At 72.3% G+C, this 20,848-nt stretch carries 20 protein-coding genes; 10 read left to right on the top strand and 10 right to left on the bottom strand.

All coding sequences use genetic code 11. From position 1 onward, the window contains the following. Position 1: 1 nt before the first annotated feature. The 3 genes from ACFWJX_RS21065 to ACFWJX_RS21055 form a co-directional block, all read right to left on the bottom strand. Positions 2-655: an SCO2322 family protein gene (locus ACFWJX_RS21065; RefSeq protein ID WP_383245244.1), complete on the bottom strand. Its 654-nt coding sequence runs from the start codon at positions 653-655 to the stop codon at positions 2-4. After that, positions 652-1,878: a prenyltransferase/squalene oxidase repeat-containing protein gene (locus ACFWJX_RS21060; RefSeq protein ID WP_383245241.1), complete on the bottom strand. Its 1,227-nt coding sequence runs from the start codon at positions 1,876-1,878 to the stop codon at positions 652-654. The genes ACFWJX_RS21065 and ACFWJX_RS21060 overlap by 4 nt, the downstream gene beginning before the upstream one ends. A gap of 509 nt (positions 1,879-2,387) precedes the next feature. After that, positions 2,388-3,443, bottom strand: a complete 1,056-nt coding sequence (locus ACFWJX_RS21055) for an MBL fold metallo-hydrolase (RefSeq protein WP_383245238.1) — start codon at positions 3,441-3,443, stop codon at positions 2,388-2,390. A 357-nt stretch (positions 3,444-3,800) separates the two neighbouring features. Between ACFWJX_RS21055 and ACFWJX_RS21050 the strand changes: the two genes are divergently transcribed. Continuing rightward, positions 3,801-4,385: a hypothetical protein gene (locus tag ACFWJX_RS21050; RefSeq protein ID WP_383245235.1), complete on the top strand. Its 585-nt coding sequence runs from the start codon at positions 3,801-3,803 to the stop codon at positions 4,383-4,385. 184 nt (positions 4,386-4,569) lie between these two features. Here ACFWJX_RS21050 and ACFWJX_RS21045 read toward each other — a convergent pair whose 3' ends face one another. Then, on the bottom strand, positions 4,570-5,298 hold the full coding sequence (locus ACFWJX_RS21045) for a dienelactone hydrolase family protein (RefSeq protein WP_383245232.1): 729 nt from the start codon (positions 5,296-5,298) through the stop codon (positions 4,570-4,572). Between the two features lie 203 nt (positions 5,299-5,501). Here ACFWJX_RS21045 and ACFWJX_RS21040 point away from each other — a divergent pair, with 203 nt between their 5' ends. From ACFWJX_RS21040 to ACFWJX_RS21030, 3 genes are all read left to right on the top strand, one after another. Continuing rightward, positions 5,502-5,639 carry a hypothetical protein gene (locus ACFWJX_RS21040; RefSeq protein ID WP_383245229.1) on the top strand — a complete coding sequence of 46 codons (138 nt, stop codon included), beginning with the start codon at positions 5,502-5,504 and terminating at the stop codon, positions 5,637-5,639. Positions 5,640-5,944: 305 nt separating this feature from the next. Then, positions 5,945-7,402 (top strand): aldehyde dehydrogenase, encoded by a 1,458-nt coding sequence (locus ACFWJX_RS21035; RefSeq protein ID WP_383245226.1) that lies wholly within the window; start codon positions 5,945-5,947, stop codon positions 7,400-7,402. Positions 7,403-7,406: 4 nt separating this feature from the next. Further along, positions 7,407-7,655: a ferredoxin gene (locus tag ACFWJX_RS21030; protein WP_383245223.1), complete on the top strand. Its 249-nt coding sequence runs from the start codon at positions 7,407-7,409 to the stop codon at positions 7,653-7,655. A gap of 15 nt (positions 7,656-7,670) precedes the next feature. Here the strand turns inward: ACFWJX_RS21030 and ACFWJX_RS21025 are convergent, their stop codons facing one another. Beyond that, positions 7,671-8,312, bottom strand: coding sequence for a TetR family transcriptional regulator (locus tag ACFWJX_RS21025; protein ID WP_383245220.1), 642 nt, complete (start codon positions 8,310-8,312; stop codon positions 7,671-7,673). A 210-nt stretch (positions 8,313-8,522) separates the two neighbouring features. Here ACFWJX_RS21025 and ACFWJX_RS21020 point away from each other — a divergent pair, with 210 nt between their 5' ends. The 3 genes from ACFWJX_RS21020 to ACFWJX_RS21010 are packed head-to-tail and all read left to right on the top strand — an operon-like array spanning position 8,523 to position 11,754. After that, positions 8,523-9,959 carry a glycosyltransferase family 4 protein gene (locus tag ACFWJX_RS21020; protein WP_383245217.1) on the top strand — a complete coding sequence of 479 codons (1,437 nt, stop codon included), beginning with the start codon at positions 8,523-8,525 and terminating at the stop codon, positions 9,957-9,959. Beyond that, positions 9,953-10,687, top strand: coding sequence for a class I SAM-dependent methyltransferase (locus ACFWJX_RS21015; RefSeq protein ID WP_383245214.1), 735 nt, complete (start codon positions 9,953-9,955; stop codon positions 10,685-10,687). The genes ACFWJX_RS21020 and ACFWJX_RS21015 overlap by 7 nt, the downstream gene beginning before the upstream one ends. Further along, positions 10,684-11,754 (top strand): prenyltransferase/squalene oxidase repeat-containing protein, encoded by a 1,071-nt coding sequence (locus ACFWJX_RS21010; protein ID WP_383245212.1) that lies wholly within the window; start codon positions 10,684-10,686, stop codon positions 11,752-11,754. The genes ACFWJX_RS21015 and ACFWJX_RS21010 overlap by 4 nt, the downstream gene beginning before the upstream one ends. Positions 11,755-11,782: 28 nt before the next feature. Here the strand turns inward: ACFWJX_RS21010 and ACFWJX_RS21005 are convergent, their stop codons facing one another. Then, the gene (locus tag ACFWJX_RS21005; protein ID WP_383245209.1) at positions 11,783-12,073 is read right to left on the bottom strand and encodes a hypothetical protein; all 291 of its coding nucleotides are present in this window, start codon (positions 12,071-12,073) and stop codon (positions 11,783-11,785) included. Positions 12,074-12,223: 150 nt separating this feature from the next. On the opposite strand from ACFWJX_RS21005, the gene ACFWJX_RS21000 reads away from it, so the two are divergent. Genes ACFWJX_RS21000 through ACFWJX_RS20990 form a run of 3 tightly spaced genes read left to right on the top strand, consistent with a single transcriptional unit; the run spans position 12,224 to position 15,865 of the window. Then, the gene (locus ACFWJX_RS21000; protein WP_383245206.1) at positions 12,224-13,516 is read left to right on the top strand and encodes a hypothetical protein; all 1,293 of its coding nucleotides are present in this window, start codon (positions 12,224-12,226) and stop codon (positions 13,514-13,516) included. After that, positions 13,513-15,099, top strand: a complete 1,587-nt coding sequence (locus ACFWJX_RS20995) for a substrate-binding domain-containing protein (RefSeq protein WP_383245204.1) — start codon at positions 13,513-13,515, stop codon at positions 15,097-15,099. The genes ACFWJX_RS21000 and ACFWJX_RS20995 overlap by 4 nt, the downstream gene beginning before the upstream one ends. Further along, entirely contained in the window at positions 15,086-15,865 is a 780-nt protein-coding gene (locus tag ACFWJX_RS20990) for a hypothetical protein (RefSeq protein ID WP_383245201.1), read from the top strand. Before ACFWJX_RS20995 ends, ACFWJX_RS20990 begins: the two co-directional genes overlap by 14 nt. A gap of 15 nt (positions 15,866-15,880) precedes the next feature. On the opposite strand, the gene ACFWJX_RS20985 is transcribed toward ACFWJX_RS20990, so the two are convergent. The 4 genes from ACFWJX_RS20985 to ACFWJX_RS20970 form a co-directional block, all read right to left on the bottom strand. After that, entirely contained in the window at positions 15,881-16,891 is a 1,011-nt protein-coding gene (locus ACFWJX_RS20985) for an LLM class F420-dependent oxidoreductase (protein WP_383245198.1), read from the bottom strand. A 103-nt stretch (positions 16,892-16,994) separates the two neighbouring features. Continuing rightward, positions 16,995-17,810: a hypothetical protein gene (locus ACFWJX_RS20980; RefSeq protein ID WP_383245195.1), complete on the bottom strand. Its 816-nt coding sequence runs from the start codon at positions 17,808-17,810 to the stop codon at positions 16,995-16,997. A 170-nt stretch (positions 17,811-17,980) separates the two neighbouring features. Continuing rightward, positions 17,981-18,928, bottom strand: a complete 948-nt coding sequence (locus ACFWJX_RS20975) for an N-acetylmuramoyl-L-alanine amidase (RefSeq protein ID WP_383245192.1) — start codon at positions 18,926-18,928, stop codon at positions 17,981-17,983. Between the two features lie 300 nt (positions 18,929-19,228). Further along, positions 19,229-20,767, bottom strand: a complete 1,539-nt coding sequence (locus ACFWJX_RS20970) for an MFS transporter (protein ID WP_383245190.1) — start codon at positions 20,765-20,767, stop codon at positions 19,229-19,231. Between the last annotated feature and the right edge of the window lie 81 nt (positions 20,768-20,848).

Here is a 20,848-nt window from a genome sequence, read left to right as displayed (position 1 = left end):
CTCAGACATTCCTGCGCCGCCGGGCCTGCCACACCGCCGCCGCTGCCAGGGCGGCGATCAGCGCACCGCCGGCGTACACGCCCGCCGCCGGGCCGCCGTCGTCGGCCGAGGAGGCCGAGGGCTTCGACGCGGGCTGGTCCGAGTCCTTGTCGGTCGTCGTCACCTGGTCTGCGCAGCCGGACTTCGGGTAGCCCGCGATCGCGCACAGCAGCGCGTTCGTGTCGTAGCGGAGGGGCTTGGAGGTGGAGGCGAGGGCCTCCGCCGTGGTCGCGTCCTGCGGGACGCGGGCGCAGGCCGTGCGCGCGGCGGGCGGGGTCTCGCCGGACGGCGCGTCCGCCGGGGTGCCGAAGTCGACGACCAGGGCGACCCGCTTCATGCCGTCCCGCGCCGGAGTGCGCGCGCAGATCGCCTCGAACGAGGCCGCGCCGCGGGGTTGCGACGCGGCCTGCGAGTCCTCGCTGACCGCGAAGCGGAAGCCCTGGACGGCGCCGTCGGCGGGGCGGGCCGTGGACGGGCCCTCGGTGGCGTAGACCCAGCGGTCGCCGTCGCGGTCCCAGAAGGACCAGTAGCGGTAGCCGGCCGCCTGGGCCGGGCCGGTGCCGGCCAGACCCAGGAACAGGGCGGCGACGAGCAGGGCGGCGAGGCGGCGTATCACGGCTGCCGCTTCCTGCGGCCGCTGATCAGGAAGCCGATGCCGATTCCCGCGACGAGGAAGACGCCGACGGTCCACCAGACGCCGAAGCCGTCGTCGGAGTCCTTCTCGTCGTCCTTCCCGTCCGAGTCGTCCCGCTGGAGGCCGCCGGTCGCCTTGCCGGTCGGCTGCGGCGCCGGCCCCGTCGCGTTGAGGGCCGCGACCAGGTCCGTGCCCCCGAACGCGCGCGGGTCCGCACCCGTGGCGTGGGCGGCGAGGACCAGCTGGGCGTAGGCGGCGGGGCCGTTCTGCTTCGCCCAGGCGGCGGCGTTCTGCTGGAGCCAGCTGAGGGGCTTGCGTGCCTGCTCGGTGCCGCCCTGCGCGGCGAGCGCGACCACGGCGTCGGCGGTGTTGCCGTAGTCCGGCTGGTTCTCGGCGCCGGGCAGCACGGAGGTCAGATACCCGTCCTCGGCGACGGCCTTCGCCAGGTAGGCGGCGCCGTTCGCGGCGGCCTGCTGCGGGGTGCCGGGCGCCGCGCAGGTAGCGGCCGCGCCGCCTGTCGCGGCCTCGGCGGCCAGGCCCTCGCCGAGCGCGCCGAGGACGCCCGCCGCCGTCGCGTCCGCGTTCGCCGACAAGGTGCCCTGCTTGTCGGGCTGGTAGGCGAAGGCGCCGCCCGCGTCGCAGGGCAGCGCGAGCTTCACCAGGGCGTCGTACGGCGACTTCCCGCCCTTCACGACCTCCGCCGGCTTCTCCCCGGCCGCAGCCAGCGCGCCGACGACGACGGACGTCGAGTTGGTGTCGCTGGCGCCGCCGGGGGCGTACCCCCAGCCGCCGTCCGCGTTCTGCACGGACTTCAGCCATACGACGGCCTTGTCCGCCACGGCCTCGTGACCGCCGAGGGCCGCGAGGGCCTGGACGGCGGCGGCCGTGCTGTTGGAGTCGACCATCAGCTTGGCGTCGCAGGCCTTGGCGGGATCGGCGCGGAACGCGGCGAAGGAGCCGTTCGCACACTGCTGGCCGGTCAGCCAGTCCACGGCCTTCCCCGCCGGCTTCACCCCGGCCGTGTCCTGGGCGAGCAGCGCGAGCGACTGGCGCCAGACGCCGTCGTACGTCGGGTCGGTGCTGCCGTACAGACCGGACGGGATCGCCACGGACGGAGTCGGCGACGGTGACGCGGCCACGGCGGGCGTGGCGGCGCCGATCACTGCGGTGGCGGCCAGGACCGCGGCGCTGCGGCGGACGTTCATGATCGGCGGGTGCCTCTCCCTGTCAGGGAGCCGGGCAGCACGGGACATCCCGGCGGCTCGGCTCCGCATACCTCGACGGTGCCGTACGGCGGCGGCGCCGACGCACGTGAGCCGGTCACGTCCGTCCGGGGCAGTCCGGCTGGCCACGGTGTTCCGTGGCTCACGGATAGGGGTATCCCCGGGTCGAGCGAAGCCGAGGCTTGGGGAAGGGTCAGCGCCGGAATTGCACCGGCTTTCCCCCGTACGGGTGTGATGACGACCGGGCCACTGTACTCGGCCGTAGGGAAAGCCCTGAGGGCAGCCTGTGGGTGCGGCCGGGTTCGGGTCATGGGGACGCCGGGGAGTGTGCCGCGCCGCCCGCTCGGCCCGGGGCGGACGGCCGACGTGTACGGGATCGACGCGGGGTGGGTGCTGCGCTCGACGGTGGTTCGAGGCCGACGGCCACGGCGGGGTGGTGAAGGGTGCCGACATGTCCGGTGACGCGCGCGCCCGGTCCGCCGGGCCGCGCCTCAGACCGCCACGTACGTCACCGGCTCGCTCCCCGTCACCGCCTCCGCGTGCCCCAGTTTCACCAGGCGCCGCAGATGCGCCTCGGCCTCCGAGACGGCGATGTTCCGTGAGCCGTACGGGATCTGCGCCCAGGGCCGGTTCCACTCCATGCGCTCGGCGAGCTGCCAGGGGGTGAGCGGCTCGGCCAGCAACTCCCGCAGGTCGGCGAGGCGGTCCTCGTGGTGGGCGAGCAACTCCCGGACGCGGGAAGGGGCGTCGGTGAAGGCGTACTGGTGGGCGGGGAGGATCTCGGCGGCGGCGAGGCGGCCGACGCGTTCGAGGGAGGCGAGGTAGTCACCGAGGGGGTCGGTGACGGTGGCGTCGTCGGGGTCCTCGTACAGGCCGATGTGCGGGGTGATCTCGGGCAGCAGGTGGTCGCCGGAGAACAGCCGTCCGTGGCCGGGCAGTCGGTCCGGGTGCTCCTCCTCCAGGTGGAGGCAGACATGGCCGGGGGTGTGGCCCGGCGTCCAGATCGCGCGCAGGCGGCGGCCGGGCAGGTCGAGCAGCTCTCCCGGTTCGATCTCGCGGTCGGGGAGGGCGGGGGAGAGGCCGGGGAAGGCGCGGCGGCCCGCGGTGCGCAGCGGGGCCACGTGCTCCTCGGGCGCACCGGCGGCCACCAGCTTGTCCGTCATGTACGCGTACCAGCGGGCGGGCCGGGTCGCGCGGGTCCGCCGGACGATCGCGCCGTCCGCCGCGTGCATCGCGATCCACGCCCCGGAGGCCTCGCGCACCGCGCCCGACAGGCCGTGGTGGTCGGGGTGGTGGTGGGTGACGACGACGCCGTACAGCTCGGTGACGGAGGTGCCGCAGGCGGTCAGCCCGGCGGTCAGGGCGTCCCAGGAAGCCGGGTCGTCCCAGCCGGTGTCGACGAGGACCGGCCCGCGGTCGGTGTCGACGACGTACACCAGGGTGTGCCCGAGGGGATTGTCCGGGATGGGCACGCGCAGCGAGCGCACGCCTCCGCCGTGGTCGTACGTCGTCGGGGGCACGGGGTCCCCGTCCAGGCTGCTCGTCATGCGCCCTCCGTCCACGGCCATTGCCCACTATAACGAGAACTGGTTTCAATGGGTGCCCAAGTCGACTGATGCTGTGGGGAGTTGGTCTGACCTGCGCTGATGTGGGCGCTGCCTGTCGTCGCTTGTCGACGTTGGTCACTGGCGGACGGCCCAGGGACGGCCCAGCTCTCGCAGCGCTGCTCCTGCTGGAGACGCCGACTTCTCCGCGCGAGGGATACGTGCGGTGAGGCTGCTCGAGTGGCGTGCGCTCCCCTTGTGCGCTGGTGCCACCTTGTGTGACCCGCCTGGACGCACCACGGTTTAAGTGGATGCTGCTCGGTGCTGTTCTGCTGGACCACCAGGAAAGGGCGGTACGTCGTGGGTTCACCCAGTCAATGGGCACGTGAGACCTTCGGGGACATAGCCGGTGAACTGGCGGACATCATCCCGGCTTGCCTCCTCCGGGCTCATGATCGCGCCCGGACCGGGCACGAGGGCGTCCACACTCAGACGCTGGAAGCCTACGGACATGGCCTCTACGCGGTGCAATACGAGGAACTGGCCGCCGGCATCTCCGGACTTGGGGAAGCTGTGCGCCTCCAAGGACGGACGATGATGCTCGTCCGCGGCCACCTGATCTACCCCCTCCGCTACGCGAAGAAGGACGTGCCCGTCACGGCTGCACGTCTCCGTCGGGCCACAGGCTTTCGAGCGGACCTGATCCGCCGGCATGGCCCGCCTCCCAGGCAGCCGGCGTTCGACCTGGACTGGGGAGAACTCGATGACTCCGAGGTGCACCCGGACCTGGAGCTGCTTCCCGAAGACGTGCAGCTCGTACTGGTCGTCTATGCCTGCTCCATGGACAAGGGCGTCATGCGCATCGAGTGGGGTTCCGCGGAGTTGCGCCGCGAGGACCGGTACCTGATTTGGCACCGTCACGAGCCGCTGCCGATCAGAGATTGACCTGGGGCCGCGGTCAGTTGGACACCAGCGTCAATGGTTCACGACGCTAGTGCCGTAACAGGCAACGTTCGCCCTGTTGACGACAGCGCGGGGTCTTTATCGGCGGCATGCTTGGTCCGTCAGCCCCGAACGTGCCGGCCGGAAACGATCTCTGGCCGGCACGCCGAGCACTTCGATCTTTGTGTCAGCTCAGATGCCGGGCGAAGAACTGCAGCGAGCTGTCCACCTCGAAGGACGGCACGTCCCCGTGCTTGCCGGGATTGGCGTGCAGCGTCTTTTCGGCTGAGCCCAGGGCGTCGAACAAGGCCAGGCCCTGTTCCCGCGGCACCATGTGGTCGTCCCACTGGAGCAGGAACTGCACCGGCACGGTGATCCGCGCGGCGTCCTCGGCCAGTCCGTGCACGCCGAGCAAGCCCAGCACCGCGGCGCGGATGCGGGGCTCTGCGGCGATGAGCGGGATGCCGAGCCCGCAGCCCATCGACATGCCGCAGTAACCCACCGGGCCGACGCCGACCTGGTCGAGGCGCTGGACCGCGGCCAGGACCGCCTGCCAGTCCGCGACAGCCTGACCGGCCAGATAGCTGTGCATGCCGGCGACCAGCGCGCCCGGATTCTCACCGGCGGTCATGCCGGCCCGCATCTGGGCCGCGATCCGGCCGAACCCCTCGTCCTGGGGCCGGTCGCCGTGGTTGGGCGCGTCGATGGCGAGGACCGCGAAGCCCTCGGCGGCGTAACGGCGCGCGCGGTAAGCGGTGTTGGGGGCTGTCTTGTGCTGCCGTCCGCCGTGGCCCAGCAGAATGAGCGGACGATTGCCGCAGGCGCCTTCCGGCGTCCACAGCACGCCGGGGATCTCATCAAGGGTGAAGAACTGTTCGGTGACGCCGTCCGACGACGTCTGGGAAGTGAAGCGCATGAGCGTTTCAAGCCTTTCGGGATGCCTTGTGCGGGCGCTCCCTAGGCCATGCGAAGGAGGGAGCCCCGACGTGTCATAGCGTTGATCGGTCTCACCTCCTTGAATGTGCAGTGGTGCACAGCGACGCGAAGATAGCACAAAGATCATCACTCGCGCTGCGCCAGGGCGAACGCTATCTGAGACCGCGCTAGCCGTACGAGGAAATGTACGAGCGACAGCGCAAAGCACACTCCTCGCGACGCATCCGGGTCGAGCACGGCATCGCGCATCTGAAGAACTGGCGGGCTCTGGCCCGCCATCTCGGCCGCCGCGAGCACATGAGCGACATCGTCCGGCCCTGAGCGCCTACCTCGGTCACGCCGACGCCGGGTTCACGCTCCGCACCTACACCCATCTCATGCCGAGCAGCGAGACGCGTACGCGGAACGCCGTCGACGCGATGTACCGCACGGCCCACCAGGCCCCGACGGCCCCCTGACGGCCCACGGGTTCCGGCCCCACCCCTGATCATCGGGAAACCGCTGGTCAGGGGTATTTTCGTCTTGTCCGTGGACTACTTTAACGAGAACTGGTATCAGTTTCTGAAACGCCGTCAGAAACGGTGTCAGAGACTCAGAGACGCCGGTGCCCTCGGGAGGCAGTCGCCATGGCCGAGCTAGTGGAACACGGACAGCTGTTCATCGGCGGGGAGTTGACCGACCCCCTGGGCAAGGACGTCATCGAGGTCGTCTCGCCGCACACCGAGGAGGTCATCGGGCGCGTCCCGCACGCCTCGCCCGCCGATGTGGACCGGGCGGTCGCGGCGGCGCGGCGGGCCTTCGACGAGGGGCCCTGGCCCCGGCTGCCGCTGGCGGAGCGGATCGCGGTCGTCACCCGCATCAAGGACGGGATCGCCGCCCGGCACGAGGAGATCGCCCGCGTGATCTCCTCCGAGAACGGCTCCCCCTACTCCTGGAGCGTCCTCGCGCAGGCCCTCGGCGCGATGATGGTGTGGGACGCCGCGATCACCGTCGCGCGCGGCTTCCCCGTCGAGGAGCGGCGCGACGGCGTCCTCGGGAAGATTCTGGTTCGGCGCGAGCCGGTCGGGGTCGTGGCCGCGGTCGCCCCCTGGAACGTCCCGCAGTTCGTGGCCGCCGCCAAGCTCGCGCCCGCGCTGCTCACCGGCTGCACGGTGGTCCTCAAGCCGTCGCCCGAATCACCCCTGGACGCCTACCTGTTGGCGGAGATAACCCGGGAGGCGGGGCTGCCCGAGGGCGTCCTGTCGATCCTTCCGGCGGACCGCGAGGTCAGCGAGTACCTGGTCGGGCATCCCGGCGTGGACAAGGTCTCCTTCACCGGATCGGTGGCGGCCGGCAAGCGCGTGATGGAGGTCGCCGCCCGTCATCTCACCCGCGTCACCCTGGAGTTGGGCGGCAAGTCGGCGGCGGTCGTCCTGCCGGACGCGGACGTGGAGACGGCGGTGGCCGGGATCGTCCCGGCGGCCTGGATGAACAACGGCCAGGCCTGCGTCGCCCAGACCCGCATCCTGCTGCCGAGGTCCCGCTACGACGAGTTCGCGGACGCCTTCGCGGCGGCGGCGGGCGCGCTGGTCGTCGGCGACCCGCTGGACCCGGCGACCCAGGTCGGCCCGCTGGTCGCCAGGCGCCAGCAGCAGCGCAACCTCGACTACATCCGCATCGGCCAGGAGGAGGGCGCGAAGATCCTCACGGGCGGCGGCCGCCCGCCCGGCCTGGACCGCGGCTGGTACGTCGAGCCGACCCTCTTCGGGGACGTCGACAACTCCATGCGGATCGCCCGCGAGGAGATCTTCGGCCCGGTGATCTGCCTCCTCCCCTACGGCGACGAGGCCGAGGCCCTGAAGATCGCGAACGACTCCGACTACGGCCTGAGCGGCAGCGTGTGGACCGCGGACGTCGGGCACGGCATCGAGGTGGCCCGCCAGGTCCGCACCGGCACGTACTCCGTGAACACCTTCAGCCTCGACATGCTCGGCCCGTTCGGCGGCTACAAGAACAGCGGCCTGGGCCGGGAGTTCGGCCCCGAGGGGTACGGCGAGTACCTGGAGCACAAGATGATCCACCTGCCGGCCGGCTGGGAGGGCTGAGCGGATGGGCGTACCCGAGACGGGAGACCGCTGGCACGTCGAGGTCGACCGCTCCCTGTGCATCGGCTCCGCCCAGTGCCTCCACCACGCCCCCGACCGCTTCCACCTCGACACCGCCCGCCAGTCCCACCCGAGGTCCCCCGACACGGACGCCAACGAACGCGTCCTGGAGGCGGCGGAGAGCTGCCCGGTGGAGGCGATCGTGATCACTCTGGCGGCGAACGGGGAGGCGGTGTTCCCGCCCGAGGAGTAGGGCCGGGAGCGAGCGCTACTCCCGCGCCCCCGGCTCCGTCACGTCGATCAGCCGGCACACCGTCTCGATGTCGATGCGGACCTGGGCGATGGAGGCCCGGCCCGAGAGCCAGGTGATGAGGGCGGAGTGCCAGGTGTGTTCGATGACGCGGACCGCGGAGAGCTGTTCCGGGGTGGGGTCCGCCAGACCCATCGCGTCGAGGATGATCGCGGTGGTCTGGCGGGAGACCTGGTCGACCTCGGGGGAGACGCTGCGGTCGGCGAAGGTGAGGGCGCGGACCATCGCGTCGGCCAGGTGCGGTTCGCGCTGGAGGGCCCGGAAGGCGCGCATCAGGGTCTCCGCGACGCGTTCGGCCGGGGTGTCGCCCGCCGGGGGCTTCTTCCTCAGCGTGCCGTGCATGCGCTCCAGCTGGTCCTGCATCGTGGCGACCAGCAGATGCACCTTGGACGGGAAGTAGCGGTAGAGCGTGCCCAGGGCCACCTGCGAGGACTCGGCGACCTCCCGCATCTGCACCGCGTCGAACCCGCCCCGGCTCGCCAGTCGCGCGCTCGCGTGCAGGATGCGGCGGCGGCGGGCCTCCTGCCGCTCGGTGAGGGGAGCGGCGGAGGGGCGCTGGATGCTGGTTTCCACCTTGTCCCCCTTGGCGTGCGCGGGCATGGGTCCCGTTCCGTGACGGTCGGTGAGGGCTCGGGACCACTCAGCGGAAACGGGGCGCCGGGTCGTGGCGTGAATCACCTGATCCACGGCTCACAGCGTCCTTACCTGCCGGTAGATTCAGAGCCTCCCGGACGATCAAGTCTGAAACTTGTTCTAGATTAGCGTCCCGTCGTAGTCTCGCGGGACAGTGCAGGCAGAAGGGGGCCCGGAGTGACCGCTGAGGCCAGTCAGGCGGGGTCCCAGGACCTCGCCGCGGACGGCGGGCGACCGCTCGACATCGCGCTCCTCACCTACAAGGGAAACCCGTTCTGCGGTGGCCAGGGTGTCTACGTCCGCCACCTCTCGCGCGAACTGGCCCGCCTCGGCCACCGCGTCGAGGTCATCGGCTCCCAGCCGTACCCGGTCCTCGACGAGGGCCACGACGGCCGGCTGTCCCTCACCGAGCTGGCCAGTCTGGACCTCTACCGCCAGCCGGACCCCTTCCGCACCCCGGGCCGCGGTGAGTACCGCGACTGGATCGACGCCCTCGAAGTGGCGACGATGTGGACCGGTGGCTTTCCCGAGCCGCTGACCTTCTCCCTGCGCGCCCGCCGCCATCTGCGGGCCCGGCGCGGTGAGTTCGACGTGGTGCACGACAACCAGACCCTCGGCTACGGCCTGCTGGGCGATGTCGGCGCCCCGCTGGTCACCACCATCCACCACCCCATCACCGTGGACCGGCAGTTGGAGCTGGACGCCGCCGAGGGCTGGAAGCGGCGCGCCTCGGTGCGCCGCTGGTACGCCTTCACCCGCATGCAGAAGCGCGTCGCCCGCCGCCTGCCGTCCGTGCTCACCGTCTCCGGCACCTCCCGCCAGGAGATCGTCGACCACCTCGGGGTCCGCGACGACCGCATCCACGTCGTCCACATCGGCGCCGACACCGACCTGTTCGCGCCCGACCCGTCCGTGCCCGTCGTACCGGGCCGGATCGTCACGACGTCCAGCGCGGACGTGCCGCTCAAGGGCCTGGTCTTCCTCGTCGAGGCGCTGGCCAAGGTCCGTACCGAGCAGCCGAACGCCCACCTCGTCGTCGTCGGCAAGCGCCCCCAGGAGGGCCCCGTCGCCGCCGCGGTCGAGCGCTACGGCCTCGAAGGCGCCATCGAGTTCGTCAAGGGCATCTCCGACGCCGAACTCGTCGACCTGGTCCGCTCGGCGGAGGTCGCCTGCGTGCCCTCCCTCTACGAGGGCTTCTCGCTGCCGGCCGCCGAGGCCATGGCGACCGGCACCCCGCTCGTCGCCACCACCGGCGGTGCCACCCCGGAGGTCGCCGGACGCGACGGCGAGACCTGCCTGGCCGTACCGCCGGGCGATGCGGGAGCGCTGGCCACCGCGCTGAGCCGGCTGCTCGCCGATCCCGGACTGCGGGCCCGGCTGGGCGCAGCCGGACGCGAGCGGGTGCTGGAGCGGTTCACCTGGGCGCGCGCCGCCGAGGGCACCGTCGAGCGGTACCGCGAGGCCGTCGAGCGGGCCGGAGACCGACGCGCCCCCCGCCCGCCCGCAGCGCGGCCGGGCGGCCGTACCGCCGCCTCCGCAGCTGCTGTCCCAGACCCCGATGCTGTCCCAGACGTTGACGTCGAATCCGATCGCGAAAGCAGGGCCACGTGCTGACCGTCGACTTCTCCCGGTTCCCGCTCGCCCCGGGCGACCGTGTCCTGGACCTCGGCTGCGGAGCGGGACGCCACGCCTTCGAGTGCTACCGGCGCGGCGCCCAGGTCGTGGCGCTGGACCAGAACGGCGAGGAGATCCGCGAGGTCGCCAAGTGGTTCGCCGCGATGAAGGAGGCGGGCGAGGCCCCCGAGGGCGCGACCGCCACCGCGATGGAGGGCGACGCCCTCGCGCTGCCCTTCCCCGACGAGTCCTTCGACGTCGTCATCATCTCCGAGGTGATGGAGCACATCCCCGACGACAAGGGCGTCCTCGCGGAGATGGTGCGGGTCCTGAAGCCGGGCGGCCGCATCGCCATCACCGTCCCGCGCTACGGCCCCGAGAAGGTCTGCTGGACCCTGTCCGACGCCTACCACGAGGTCGAGGGCGGCCACATCCGCATCTACAGGGCGGACGAACTGCTCGGCAAGATCCGCGAGGCCGGCCTCAAGCCGTACGGCAGCCACCACGCCCACGCGCTGCACTCGCCGTACTGGTGGCTGAAGTGCGCGTTCGGCGTCGACAACGACCAGGCGCTGCCGGTGCGGGCGTACCACAAGCTGCTGGTCTGGGACATCATGAAGAAGCCCCTCGCGACCCGGGTCGCCGAACAGGCGCTGAACCCGCTGATCGGCAAGAGCTTCGTGGCGTACGCGACCAAGCCCCACCTGCCCCGAGTGGACGCCAAGTGACGACTCCCCGGACAGAACACCTCGTCCTGGCCGGGGTCCTCACCGCCGAGCAGGCCGTCGAGACCGTCCACGGCATCCTCGCCGAACAGCGCGAGGACGGGGCGATCCCGTGGTTCCGCGGGCACCACCTCGACCCGTGGGACCACACCGAGGCCGCGATGGCGCTCGACGCGGCGGGCGAGCACGAGGCCGCCGAGCGGGCCTACGAGTGGCTCGCCCGGCACCAGCACGAGGACGGCTCCTGGTACGCGGCCTACGCCGACGGCGACTTCGCCGACGTCACCGACCGCGGCCGCGAGACGAACTTCGTCGCCTACGTCGCCGTCGGTGTCTGGCACCACTACCTGTCCACCGGCGACGACACCTTCCTGGACCGCATGTGGCCGGTCGTCCACGGGGCCGTCGAGTACGTGCTGCGGCTCCAGCAGAGCGGCGGGCAGATCGGCTGGCGCCGCGACGACGACGGCACGCCCACCGCGGACGCGCTGCTGACCGGCTCCTCGTCGATCCACCACGCGCTGCGCTGCGCCCTGGCCATCGCCGAGCAGCGCGAAGAACCCCAGCCGGACTGGGAGTTGGCGGCGGGCGCGCTGCGGCACGCCATCCGGCGGCACCCGGAGCGGTTCCTGGACAAGGCCCGCTACTCGATGGACTGGTACTACCCGATCCTGGGCGGCGCGCTCACCGGCGCGGAGGCCAAGGCCCGCATCGAGGAGATGTGGGAGCGGTTCGTCGTGCCGGGGCTCGGCGTGCGCTGTGTCGTGCCCAACCCATGGGTGACCGGCGGGGAGTCGGCCGAACTGGCCCTGGCGCTCTGGGTGATCGGCGAGTCCGACCGGGCGCTGGAGATCCTCCAGTGGATCCAGCTGCTGCGCGACCCGGAGTCGGGGCTGTACTGGACGGGGTACGTCTTCGAGGACGCGGCGATCTGGCCGCAGGAGCTGACGACGTGGACCGCCGGGTCGCTGCTGCTCGCGGTCGCCGCGCTGGGCGGCCACGACGCCACCTGCGCGGTGTTCTCCGGCGACCGCCTGCCGACGGGGCTGGATCCCGACTGCTGCGACTGAGAGTGCCGCCGGAGAAACCTTCGAGGGGTCAGTGGCGGACCCGGTTCGCGATCGCGTGGCCGACGAACAGGTACACGATCGCCGCCAGGCCGTAGCCCGCCACGACCCTCGCCCACGCCTCGTCGAACGTGAACAGGTCGTGCGACCAGCCCGCCAGCCAGCGGGCCGCCTCGTGCACGAACTGCACGAAGTCGTTGCCCCGGTTGGCGTCGAGCAGATACATGACGATCCACAGGCCCAGGATGAAGGCCATCACGTCGGCGACAGCGGCGATGACCGTGCCGGCCGAATGCGTACCGTTCCGATATCGAGGGGACATGCAGTCCGCCTTGCCGCCCGCGACGGGATGAAACACGGCCGGTTCACGACTTCTCCATTTCCCGTGTGTTGGCTTGGAGTTGAGCCTTCCGGGGGACGTTGTTCGAGGGGATCCTCGATGATCCTGCCCCCTTGAGTGGCAGGAGGGCCGTTGTCCCACTCCGCAAGAGCAGCGATCGAGGAGCCGAGACTCACCACCCGCCAGGTCAGACGCCGTCGGGCGCCCCGGCATGTCGTCGTCGCCCTGCCGATCGCGCTGGCCGGGCTGATCGCCCTGCTGATCTCGGGCAACACCCTGCGCCCCTTCGAACGGGTCACCACGCTGGAGGCGAGGATGGCCTCCAAATCGGACTTCTTCAAGGACCCCGAGGTGCAGCGGCTGCTGCTCGGCCACGGCATACGCGTCGACATCCGCCGCCTCGGCTCCCGCGGCATCGCCACCCAGTCCCTGACGGGCACGGACGTCGTCTTCCCCTCCGGGCAGCCCGCCGCCAAGATCATCCTCGACCGGCAGGACCACTCCGTCCGGTCCGTCCGCCCCTTCGTCACCCCGCTGGTCCTCGGCACCTTCCGCGCCTACGCCGACACCCTGGTGAAGGCGGGTGTGGCCACTCCGCAGCGGACCCCAGGCGGCGGCCCCACCCTCTACTACGACCTCAGGATGCCGGCGTTCATGGGTCTGCTCGACGGCACCGACGGCGGCCGGGGCACCGCCGACCAGGACGGCGACGGCAGGCCCGAAGGCGCCGACACCTGGAACGGCATCGGCTTCGACACCGGCGGCCGCAGCAACAGCGGCCGGGTCCTGGTACGCACCTCCAACGTCTGCGAGTCCAACGCCGCCGGCACCTACCTCAGCCTCCTCGCCTTCGTCGCCAACCGGAACACCACCCCCGGCACCGAGAACGTCAACGACCCGCGGCTCGCCCAGGACGCGGTCACCGACCTGGCGGCGAAGATCAAGCCCCTGATCAGCCTCCAGGGCATGTGGGCCGACGAACAGGCCGACAGCTACCTCTCCGACCTCGGCGAGAGCATCGCCCCCATCTCCCTCATCTACGAGCACCAGTACCTGGCGCACCAGATCGCCCACCACCGCAAGAACGGCGAGCAGGACACCGAACGCGTCCTGCTCTACCCCACGCCCTACGCCCTCACCGAACCCCAGCTCATCTCCCTCACCGACCGGGGCGACCGCCTGGTCCGGCTGATCCAGGAGGACGAGGCACTGCGCGACCGGGCCATCGAACTCGGCTTCCGCGTCCGCTTCTCCGGCGAGGACGGCACCAGCGAACGCCTCAACGCCTACCTCGGCGACCACGGCATCCAGGTCCCCGCCGCCAACCCCGACCAGACCAAGTCCTACGAACCCGACCTGGACGTCCTGGAGCGGATCATCACCTACGTCGGCACCTGCCCCCCGCCCGTCCAGGACACCCCGTGAGGCGGCCGACGGCGGCCCTCGGCGCCGGCCTGGTCCTCGCCCTCCTCGCCACCCTCAGCTCCGCCTGCACCGACGGCGGCGACCACATCACCCTGCGCGTCCTGGCAAGTCCGGAACTGGCCGACGTGGAACCGTTGCTGGGAGAGCTGGAGGAGGACACCGGGGTCGAGCTGAAGCTGGAGTACACGGCGACCGCGGAGCTGGCGGGCCAGCCGCCCGCCGCCGGACAGAAGTCCGCCCACGACCTGGCCTGGCTCGCCTCCGACCGCTCCTTCCTGCTGCGCCTCCAGGACTCCGCCGACGGCCTCGCCCGCCCCGAGTCCACCTCGATCATGCGCTCACCCGTCGTCGTGGGTCTCACCCCCGACGCCGCCCGCGACCTGCGCGAACGCGCCCCCGGCGGCCGCGTCTCCTGGGCCGACCTCGCCGACGCCGCCGCCGACGGAACCGTACGCTTCGGCATGGCCGACCCCCGGCGCAGCGACACCGGGCGGGCCGCGCTCGTCGGCGTCGCCACCGCCGCCGCCGGCACCGGCGGCGCACTGCGCGAGGAGGACGTCTCCTGCGACCGGCTGCGCGGCTTCCGCTCCGGCCAGACCCTCACCGCCCCCGGCTCACGCGAACTGACGGACACCTACGCCAAACGCCCGGAGGCCGCCGACGCGCTGATCGCCCACGAGGCCGAACTGCTCTCCCTCAACGCGAGCGGCAGACTGCGCGAGCCCCTGGAGATCGTCCACCCCGACGACGGCATGGTCCTCTCCGACTTCCCGCTGCTCCTCCTCGACCCCGGCGAACGCGAGGCGTACGGCAAGGTCGTCGACTGGCTGCTCAGCGCCGACACCCAGCGCGAGCTGATGCGGCGCACCCACCGGCGGCCCGTCAACCAGGACGTCGAGCCCTCCCGCGAACTGCGCACCTCCGTCGGCAACGCCCTGTCCTTCCCCGACCGGCTGTCCATCGTGCGGCAACTCGTCGACGACTACGGCGACCCGGTGCACGCCACCGGCGACCAGGTGGTGTTCCTGCTGGACTTCTCCACCTCGATGCGCGGCGAGCGGATCGCCGCCCTGCGCGCGGCCTTCGCCGGCCTCAGCGGCGCCGACCGGACCTCCACCGGCAAGTTCGCCCGCTTCTACCGCGGCGAACGCCTCACCGTCGTCCGCTTCGGCGGGAGCGTGCTCCAGGAACGCACGGTCACCGTGCGCTCCGACGCCGATCTGAAGACCCTCGACCGGATCGTCGCGGACGGTGGCTTCGACGACGCCACCGCCGTCTGGTCGGCCCTCGACCGCGGCTACCGCATCGCCGCCGACGCCGTACGCGCCGCCCCCGAACGGCCGGTCGCCATCGTGCTGATGACGGACGGCGAGAACAACACGGGCCTGTCGTACGCCGAGTTCCTGCGCCGGCACGGCCGGCTGGGCTCCGCCGCCGACGCGGTGCCCACCTTCACCGTCCAGTTCGGAGAGGCCGACGCCGCCGCCCTGAAGCGGGCCGCCGCGGCGACCGGCGGCCGCATGGTCGACGCCGGTCTCTCCTCGCTCACCGACGCGTTCAAGGAGATCCGTGGGTGTCATTGACAGTCAGTGGTGGAGCCTGTGGTGGCCGTGGCTGGTCGTCTGGGCGGTGACGGCGGCCGCCCTCGCCGTACTGGCCCGGCACGCGCTGGCCCGGCTGGGCCTGCTCCGGCGCCGTCGGCGCGGCGGGCGCATCGTGCACGGCATGGCCTTCTTCCTGCACGAACAGCGGGTCATGGACCTCTACCAGCAGGGCGGCTTCTCTGCCGCGCTGGAGGCGGAGGTCGCCGACCGCACCAACGTCAACGCGGGCGTCGGACTCTTCGCCCGGCTGTCCGGCGGCATGGCCGGGGCCCGCCGGGAGATCGCCAGGGAACGCGTCACCGCCTACCTCCAGCAGAGCACGCCCATCACCGTGATCCGGCTGCTGATGGACACCATGCGCAAGGAGGACGTCGTCGTGCAGGCCGACCTCACCACCGGCGTCGTCACACCGAACCGCGCCCTCGCCGACACCCTCGCCGACCGGGGCGGCGACCGCAGCGTGCCGCTGACCGCGGTCGGCGTCGGCTCGGCGTTCGTCTCGGTCACCGGCCTGTTCACCGCCCGCCGCACGGAGAACGGCGACATCGAGCTGCGCGCCCGGTACGGCACCGGGGAGCCCGCCGCGCAGGTACGGATCACCTGCGAGGCGGCCGGGGTCCGCGAGGGCTTCCAGAACGCCGAGTACTTCACCGGGGAGTTCCAGGCCCGCTGCCTCGGCAAGGTCCCGACCTGGAACCGCGAACGCGGCGAACTGACACTGAACCCGATCGCGGTGTTCCTCTGAACCTCTGTGTGCTGCCTAGGAGTTGAGTTCGGCCAGGACACGCAGGGTGTGCGGGTCCGGGGTCAGGACCAGCAGGTCCGTCACCGGGCCCTCGCGCCACCGCTCCAGCCGCTCGGCGATGCGCTCGCGCGGGCCGACCAGGGAGATCTCGTCGGCGAACGCGTCCGGGACGGCCAGCACGGCCTCCTCCCGGCGCCCGGCCAGGAACAGCTCCTGGATCCGCCGGGCCTCCCCCTCGTACCCCATGCGGGCCATCAGATCGGCGTGGAAGTTGCGCCGGGCGTGCCCCATCCCGCCGACGTAGAAGCCCAGCATCGCCTTGACCGGCAACAGTCCCTCCGCGAGGTCGTCGCACACCCGCACCCGCGCCATCGGCGCCACGCGGAACCCCGCCGGCAGCTCCGCCACCGCCGGCCCGTACGCGTCCGGCCGGTCCGGCGACCAGTACAGCGGCAGCCAGCCGTCGGCGATCCTGGCCGTCTGCGCCACGTTCCTCGGCCCCTCCGCGCCCAGCAGCACCGGCAGGTCGGACCGGAACGGATGGGTGATCGGCTTCAGCGGTTTGCCGAGCCCCGTCCCGCCCGGACCCCGGTAGGGATGCGCGTGGAAGCGCCCGTCCAGCTCGACCGGCCCCTCCCGCCGCAGGACCTGCCGTACGACGTCGACGTACTCGCGGGTCGCGGTCAGCGGCGAGTCGGGGAACGGGCGCCCGTACCAGCCCTCGACGACCTGCGGACCGGACAGGCCGAGGCCCAGCGTCATCCGCCCGCCGGAGAGATGGTCCAGGGTGAGCGCGTGCATCGCCGTCGTGGTCGGCGAACGGGCCGCCATCTGCGCGACCGCCGTGCCCAGCCCGATCGTCGAGGTGTGCGCGGCGATCCAGGTGAGCGGGGTGAAGGCGTCCGACCCCCAGGACTCGGCCGTCCACACCGAGTCGTACCCGAGCCGCTCCGCCTCCCGCGCCAGCTCCACATGGCCGGGGGAGGGGCCGCGCCCCCAGTAACCGAGCGCGAGACCGAGCCGCATGCCTGCCTCCTGACGGTACGTCAGCTGCCTTGGGGGTAGGTGACTGTACGACAACGGCCCCCCGCCCGGAAGGGCGAGGGGCCGCGAGACGCGGGCGAGGACTTCAGCCGCGCTGGATGCCGGAGGCGTCCCGCAGCACGCCGCGACGGCCGTCCTGGGTCTGCGCCACCAGACCCTGGGCGCCCTGCTCGACGGCCAGGTACCAGGTGCCCGGCGCCAGTTCGGCGATCGGCATGGGCGCGCCGTCCTCCGCGTACAGCGGACGCGGCACCGGCACGGCGAACCAGAACGGCGAGAAGTCGGCCGGCGGCTGCGGCGCCGGAGCCGGCTGCCCGCCCGCGAACGGCGGCTGCCCCGGCTGCTGACCCTGCTGCTGCGGCGGACCGCCGAACGGCGACGGCTGCTGCTGCGCGCCCGGGTAGCCGTAACCACCGGGCGGCTGAGCGCCGTAGGGCAGCGGGGCCGGCGGCTTGGGGGCCGGGATCAGCGCGCCCTGGAGGGCCGGGACCACGGCGGTGGCGACGGCGCCGCCGGCCAGCACGAGCGTCGCGATGAAGCCGAGGATGAGACCGGCACCCCGCTCCACGTCCGCACTGCCGAAGGTGTCGCTGAACGCGCCCAGCGGGTCGAAGATCGTCCAGAGCGCCGTCCATGCGGCGAACACCGTCAACGCGACCCCGAGCTGGCCGAGATCCAGGCCGACGACCTTGCGCGGCTGGGGCAGCGCACGGGCGAGGACGATCAGGGCCGCACCGATGATCCCGCCGACGTACATGCTCATCAGCAGACCGAGGTTGTCCCAGGCGGTGGGGACATCGCTGCCGGAGCCGTCGAACGTGTTCAGGAACGACGCGATGAACAGCAATACCGCTGCTCCGATCACCACGCCGTCGCCTCGAGTGAGGGAGCGGATATTCACTTCAGGTCCTTCGTCAGTCGTCTCGTCATCGATACACGCGTCGGTAGAGGCGTCGCTGTCACCATGTCGCCGTCAGGCCCGGGTGGGAAGCGCGGGGGTGGCCCCTCATCGTAGGGACGACACTATCGTCCGCACGATCGGACTGTCCCCAGGGATCAGCGCGCCGATCACTACCCGCGCAGGAAACTCACGATTCCCTCAGAGATTCCCTGCGCCGCCTTCTGCCGCCAGGCGCCGCTGGTGAGCAGTGCCGCGTCCTTGCTATCGCGCATGTTGCCGCACTCGATGAACACCTTGGGAACCGTTGACAGATTGAGACCGCCCAGGTCCTCACGTGTGACGAGACCGGTACCGTCGCCGACGTAGTTGGAGGGCGAGGTGTCCGTGGACTCCGCGAAGTCGTCCGCGATCAGTTCGCCGAGTTCCCGCGAAGGCGCCACGATGGCACGGGTGTCGGCGGCGCCCGCGTGCACCGCGCCCGGCAGGATCACGTGGAAGCCGCGCTGCCCGGTGGCCGCACCGTCGGCGTGGACCGAGACGACGGCGTCCGCGCGGGCGGAGTTGCCGATCCGGGCCCGCTCGTCGACGCAGGGCCCGTAGGGCCGGTCGGCGTCCTGCGTCAGCTTCACCGTGGCACCCTCCCGCTCCAGCAGGGCGCGCAGCCGGTGCGCCACGTCCAGGGTGAACGCGGCCTCGCTGTAACCGGAGTTGGTGGCGGTGCCGGTGGTGTCGCATTCCTTCTTGTGGGTGCCGATGTCCACCTTGCGGTTGATCTCGGCCGTGTGCTCGAAGTTGGCGGGGTTGTGCCCCGGGTCGATGACGACGACCTTGCCCACGAGGGACCCCCCGCCGCCGGGCGCGGACGCCGTCGGGGACTGCGAGGCCGAGGCGCCCGGCCTGCCGTCGGGGTCACCGCCGGCCGAGGCGGGCCCCCCGGTGCTGGAGGCCGCCCCCGTGACCCGGCCGGGCCCGCCGTCGTCCGACCCGCCCAGCGCCTCGAACGCCAGCCAGCCGAGCAGCGCGCCCGGCACGAGCGCGGAGAGCACCACGGTGAGCGTGCGCCGCAGCGGGGAGCGGCGGGGACGCGGGGGATCGATGTCAGGACCTACGTACGACACGCCTGCCACCCTAGGGCCTGGCGCCACATTCCCGCCTGCCTCGCGACGCCACGCAGCCCTCCCGCCGCACCGGGCACAGGCCCACGTACATGCAGTACGAGGGCCTGCGCCCGGCACTCCCCCAGCCTTGCTCCGGGGGGACCACCGGAGCACGCGTCCGACGCCGCGAGGCCCGCCCTCCGGGCGGACGACGGGAATGTGGTGACAGGCCCTGGCCGGACGTCCCCGACGGGGCCGGGAGGGCGACGGCGGCGGGCCGCGCGGGGGAGGGGAGGGTCCACAAGGGATCAGGGCCGCGCCTCAGCTCGCGGACATCCCCGAATCCGTCGATCCGGCCCGATCCGTCGAGGCAGAGGTCGAGGCAGACGTCGAGGCCGAGGTCGAGGCCGACGGTACGGGGCCCGCGCCCGGACCATCCGGCCTGGGCGTCTGCGTCGGCCCCGTCTTCTCCGCCCTCCGCGGCAGCCACAGCAGCATGAGCGCCACCCCCAGGACCAGCACCACCGCCCCCGTGCGGAACGCCAGCGCGTACCCGGCCGTCAGCGCCTCGGGCGTGCCCCGCCCCGCCGTGCGTCCCGCGGCCAGCGTGGACAGCACCGCCAGGCCCAGCGAGCCGCCCATCGTGCGGGAGGTGTTCACCAGGCCGGACACCAGCCCCGCCTCGCCCGGCGCCGCCCCGGCGGTGGCCAGCGAGGCGAGCGGGGTGGCCGACAGGCCCGCGCCCAGCATCATCAGCACGCCCGGCAGCATGATCGCGGTGACGTAGGCGCCGTCCGCGGTCATCGTCGACTGCCAGCCGAACCCGGCCGCCGCCGTCACGGCGCCCAGCGCCGCCACCGTGCGCGCCCCGAGCGCCCGCATCAGCCGGGGTGCCAGTTTCGAGCCCAGCACGACCGCCAGGGAGCTGGGCATCAGGGCCAGGCCGGCCGCCAGCGGGCTGTAGCCGAGCACGTTCTGCGCGTACAGCGTCATGAAGTACCACATCGAGAACATCGCCGAGCCGCACAGCAGCATCGCCACGTTGGCGGAGGACACCGACCGCCGCCGCAGCAGGCCCAGGGGCATCAGCGGGGCCGCCGTGCGGGCCTCGACGGCGAGGAACAGGGCGATCAGCGCCAGTCCGGCGGCCAGCGGCCCCAGTGCCGCCGCCGCGGTCCACCCCTCGGCCTCGGTCCGCGAGATGCCGTACGCGACCGTGGCCAGGCCGGCCGTGACGAGGAGGGCGCCCGGCAGGTCCAGGCGGCGGCGGTCCCCGGCGCGGCTCTCGGGGAGCAGGGCGAGGGCGCCGGCCAGGACGACCGCGCCGACCGGCACGTTGATCAGCAGCACCCAGCGCCACGACAGCAGGTCGACGAGGACTCCGCCGACGAGCCCGCCCGCGGCGCCGCCGCCCGCGCCGACCGCCGTCCAGGTGGCGATCGCCCGCGCCCGCGCCGCGCCCTCCGCCACGGCGGACGTGACGATCGTCAGCGTCGAGGGCGCCAGCACGGCGGCGCCGAGCCCTTGCGCGGCCCGCGCGAGGAGCAACTGCCAGTCGTCCTGGGCGAGCCCGCCGGCCAGCGAGGCCAGCGTGAACAGGGTGAGCCCGACGAGGAACATCCGCTTGCGGCCGTAGAGGTCGCCGGCCCGTCCGCCGAGCAGCATGAACCCGGCGAAGGCGATGGCGTAGGCGTTGACCACCCACTGGAGGCCGGACGCGCTCATGTCCAGCTCGGCCCGCATCGAGGGCAGCGCCACGTTCACGACGGACACGTCGAGGACGACGAGGAACTGCCCGGCGCAGGCGAGCGCGACGACAAGCCAGGCGGGGGAGCGGGCGGGGCGGGAGGCAGAGGGCATGGGTGTCATGGTCTCAACCGCCCTCCACCCCTTGCATCGGGATTTCGACCTAGGGCGGGCGACATACGCCGCGCCTCCTTC

It is taken from the genome of Streptomyces sp. NPDC058335, from assembly GCF_042723915.1.
Lineage (GTDB): Bacteria > Actinomycetota > Actinomycetes > Streptomycetales > Streptomycetaceae > Streptomyces.
The sequence above is the reverse complement of the archived record's forward strand: the minus strand, read 5'-3'. Positions and strand labels throughout refer to the sequence as shown.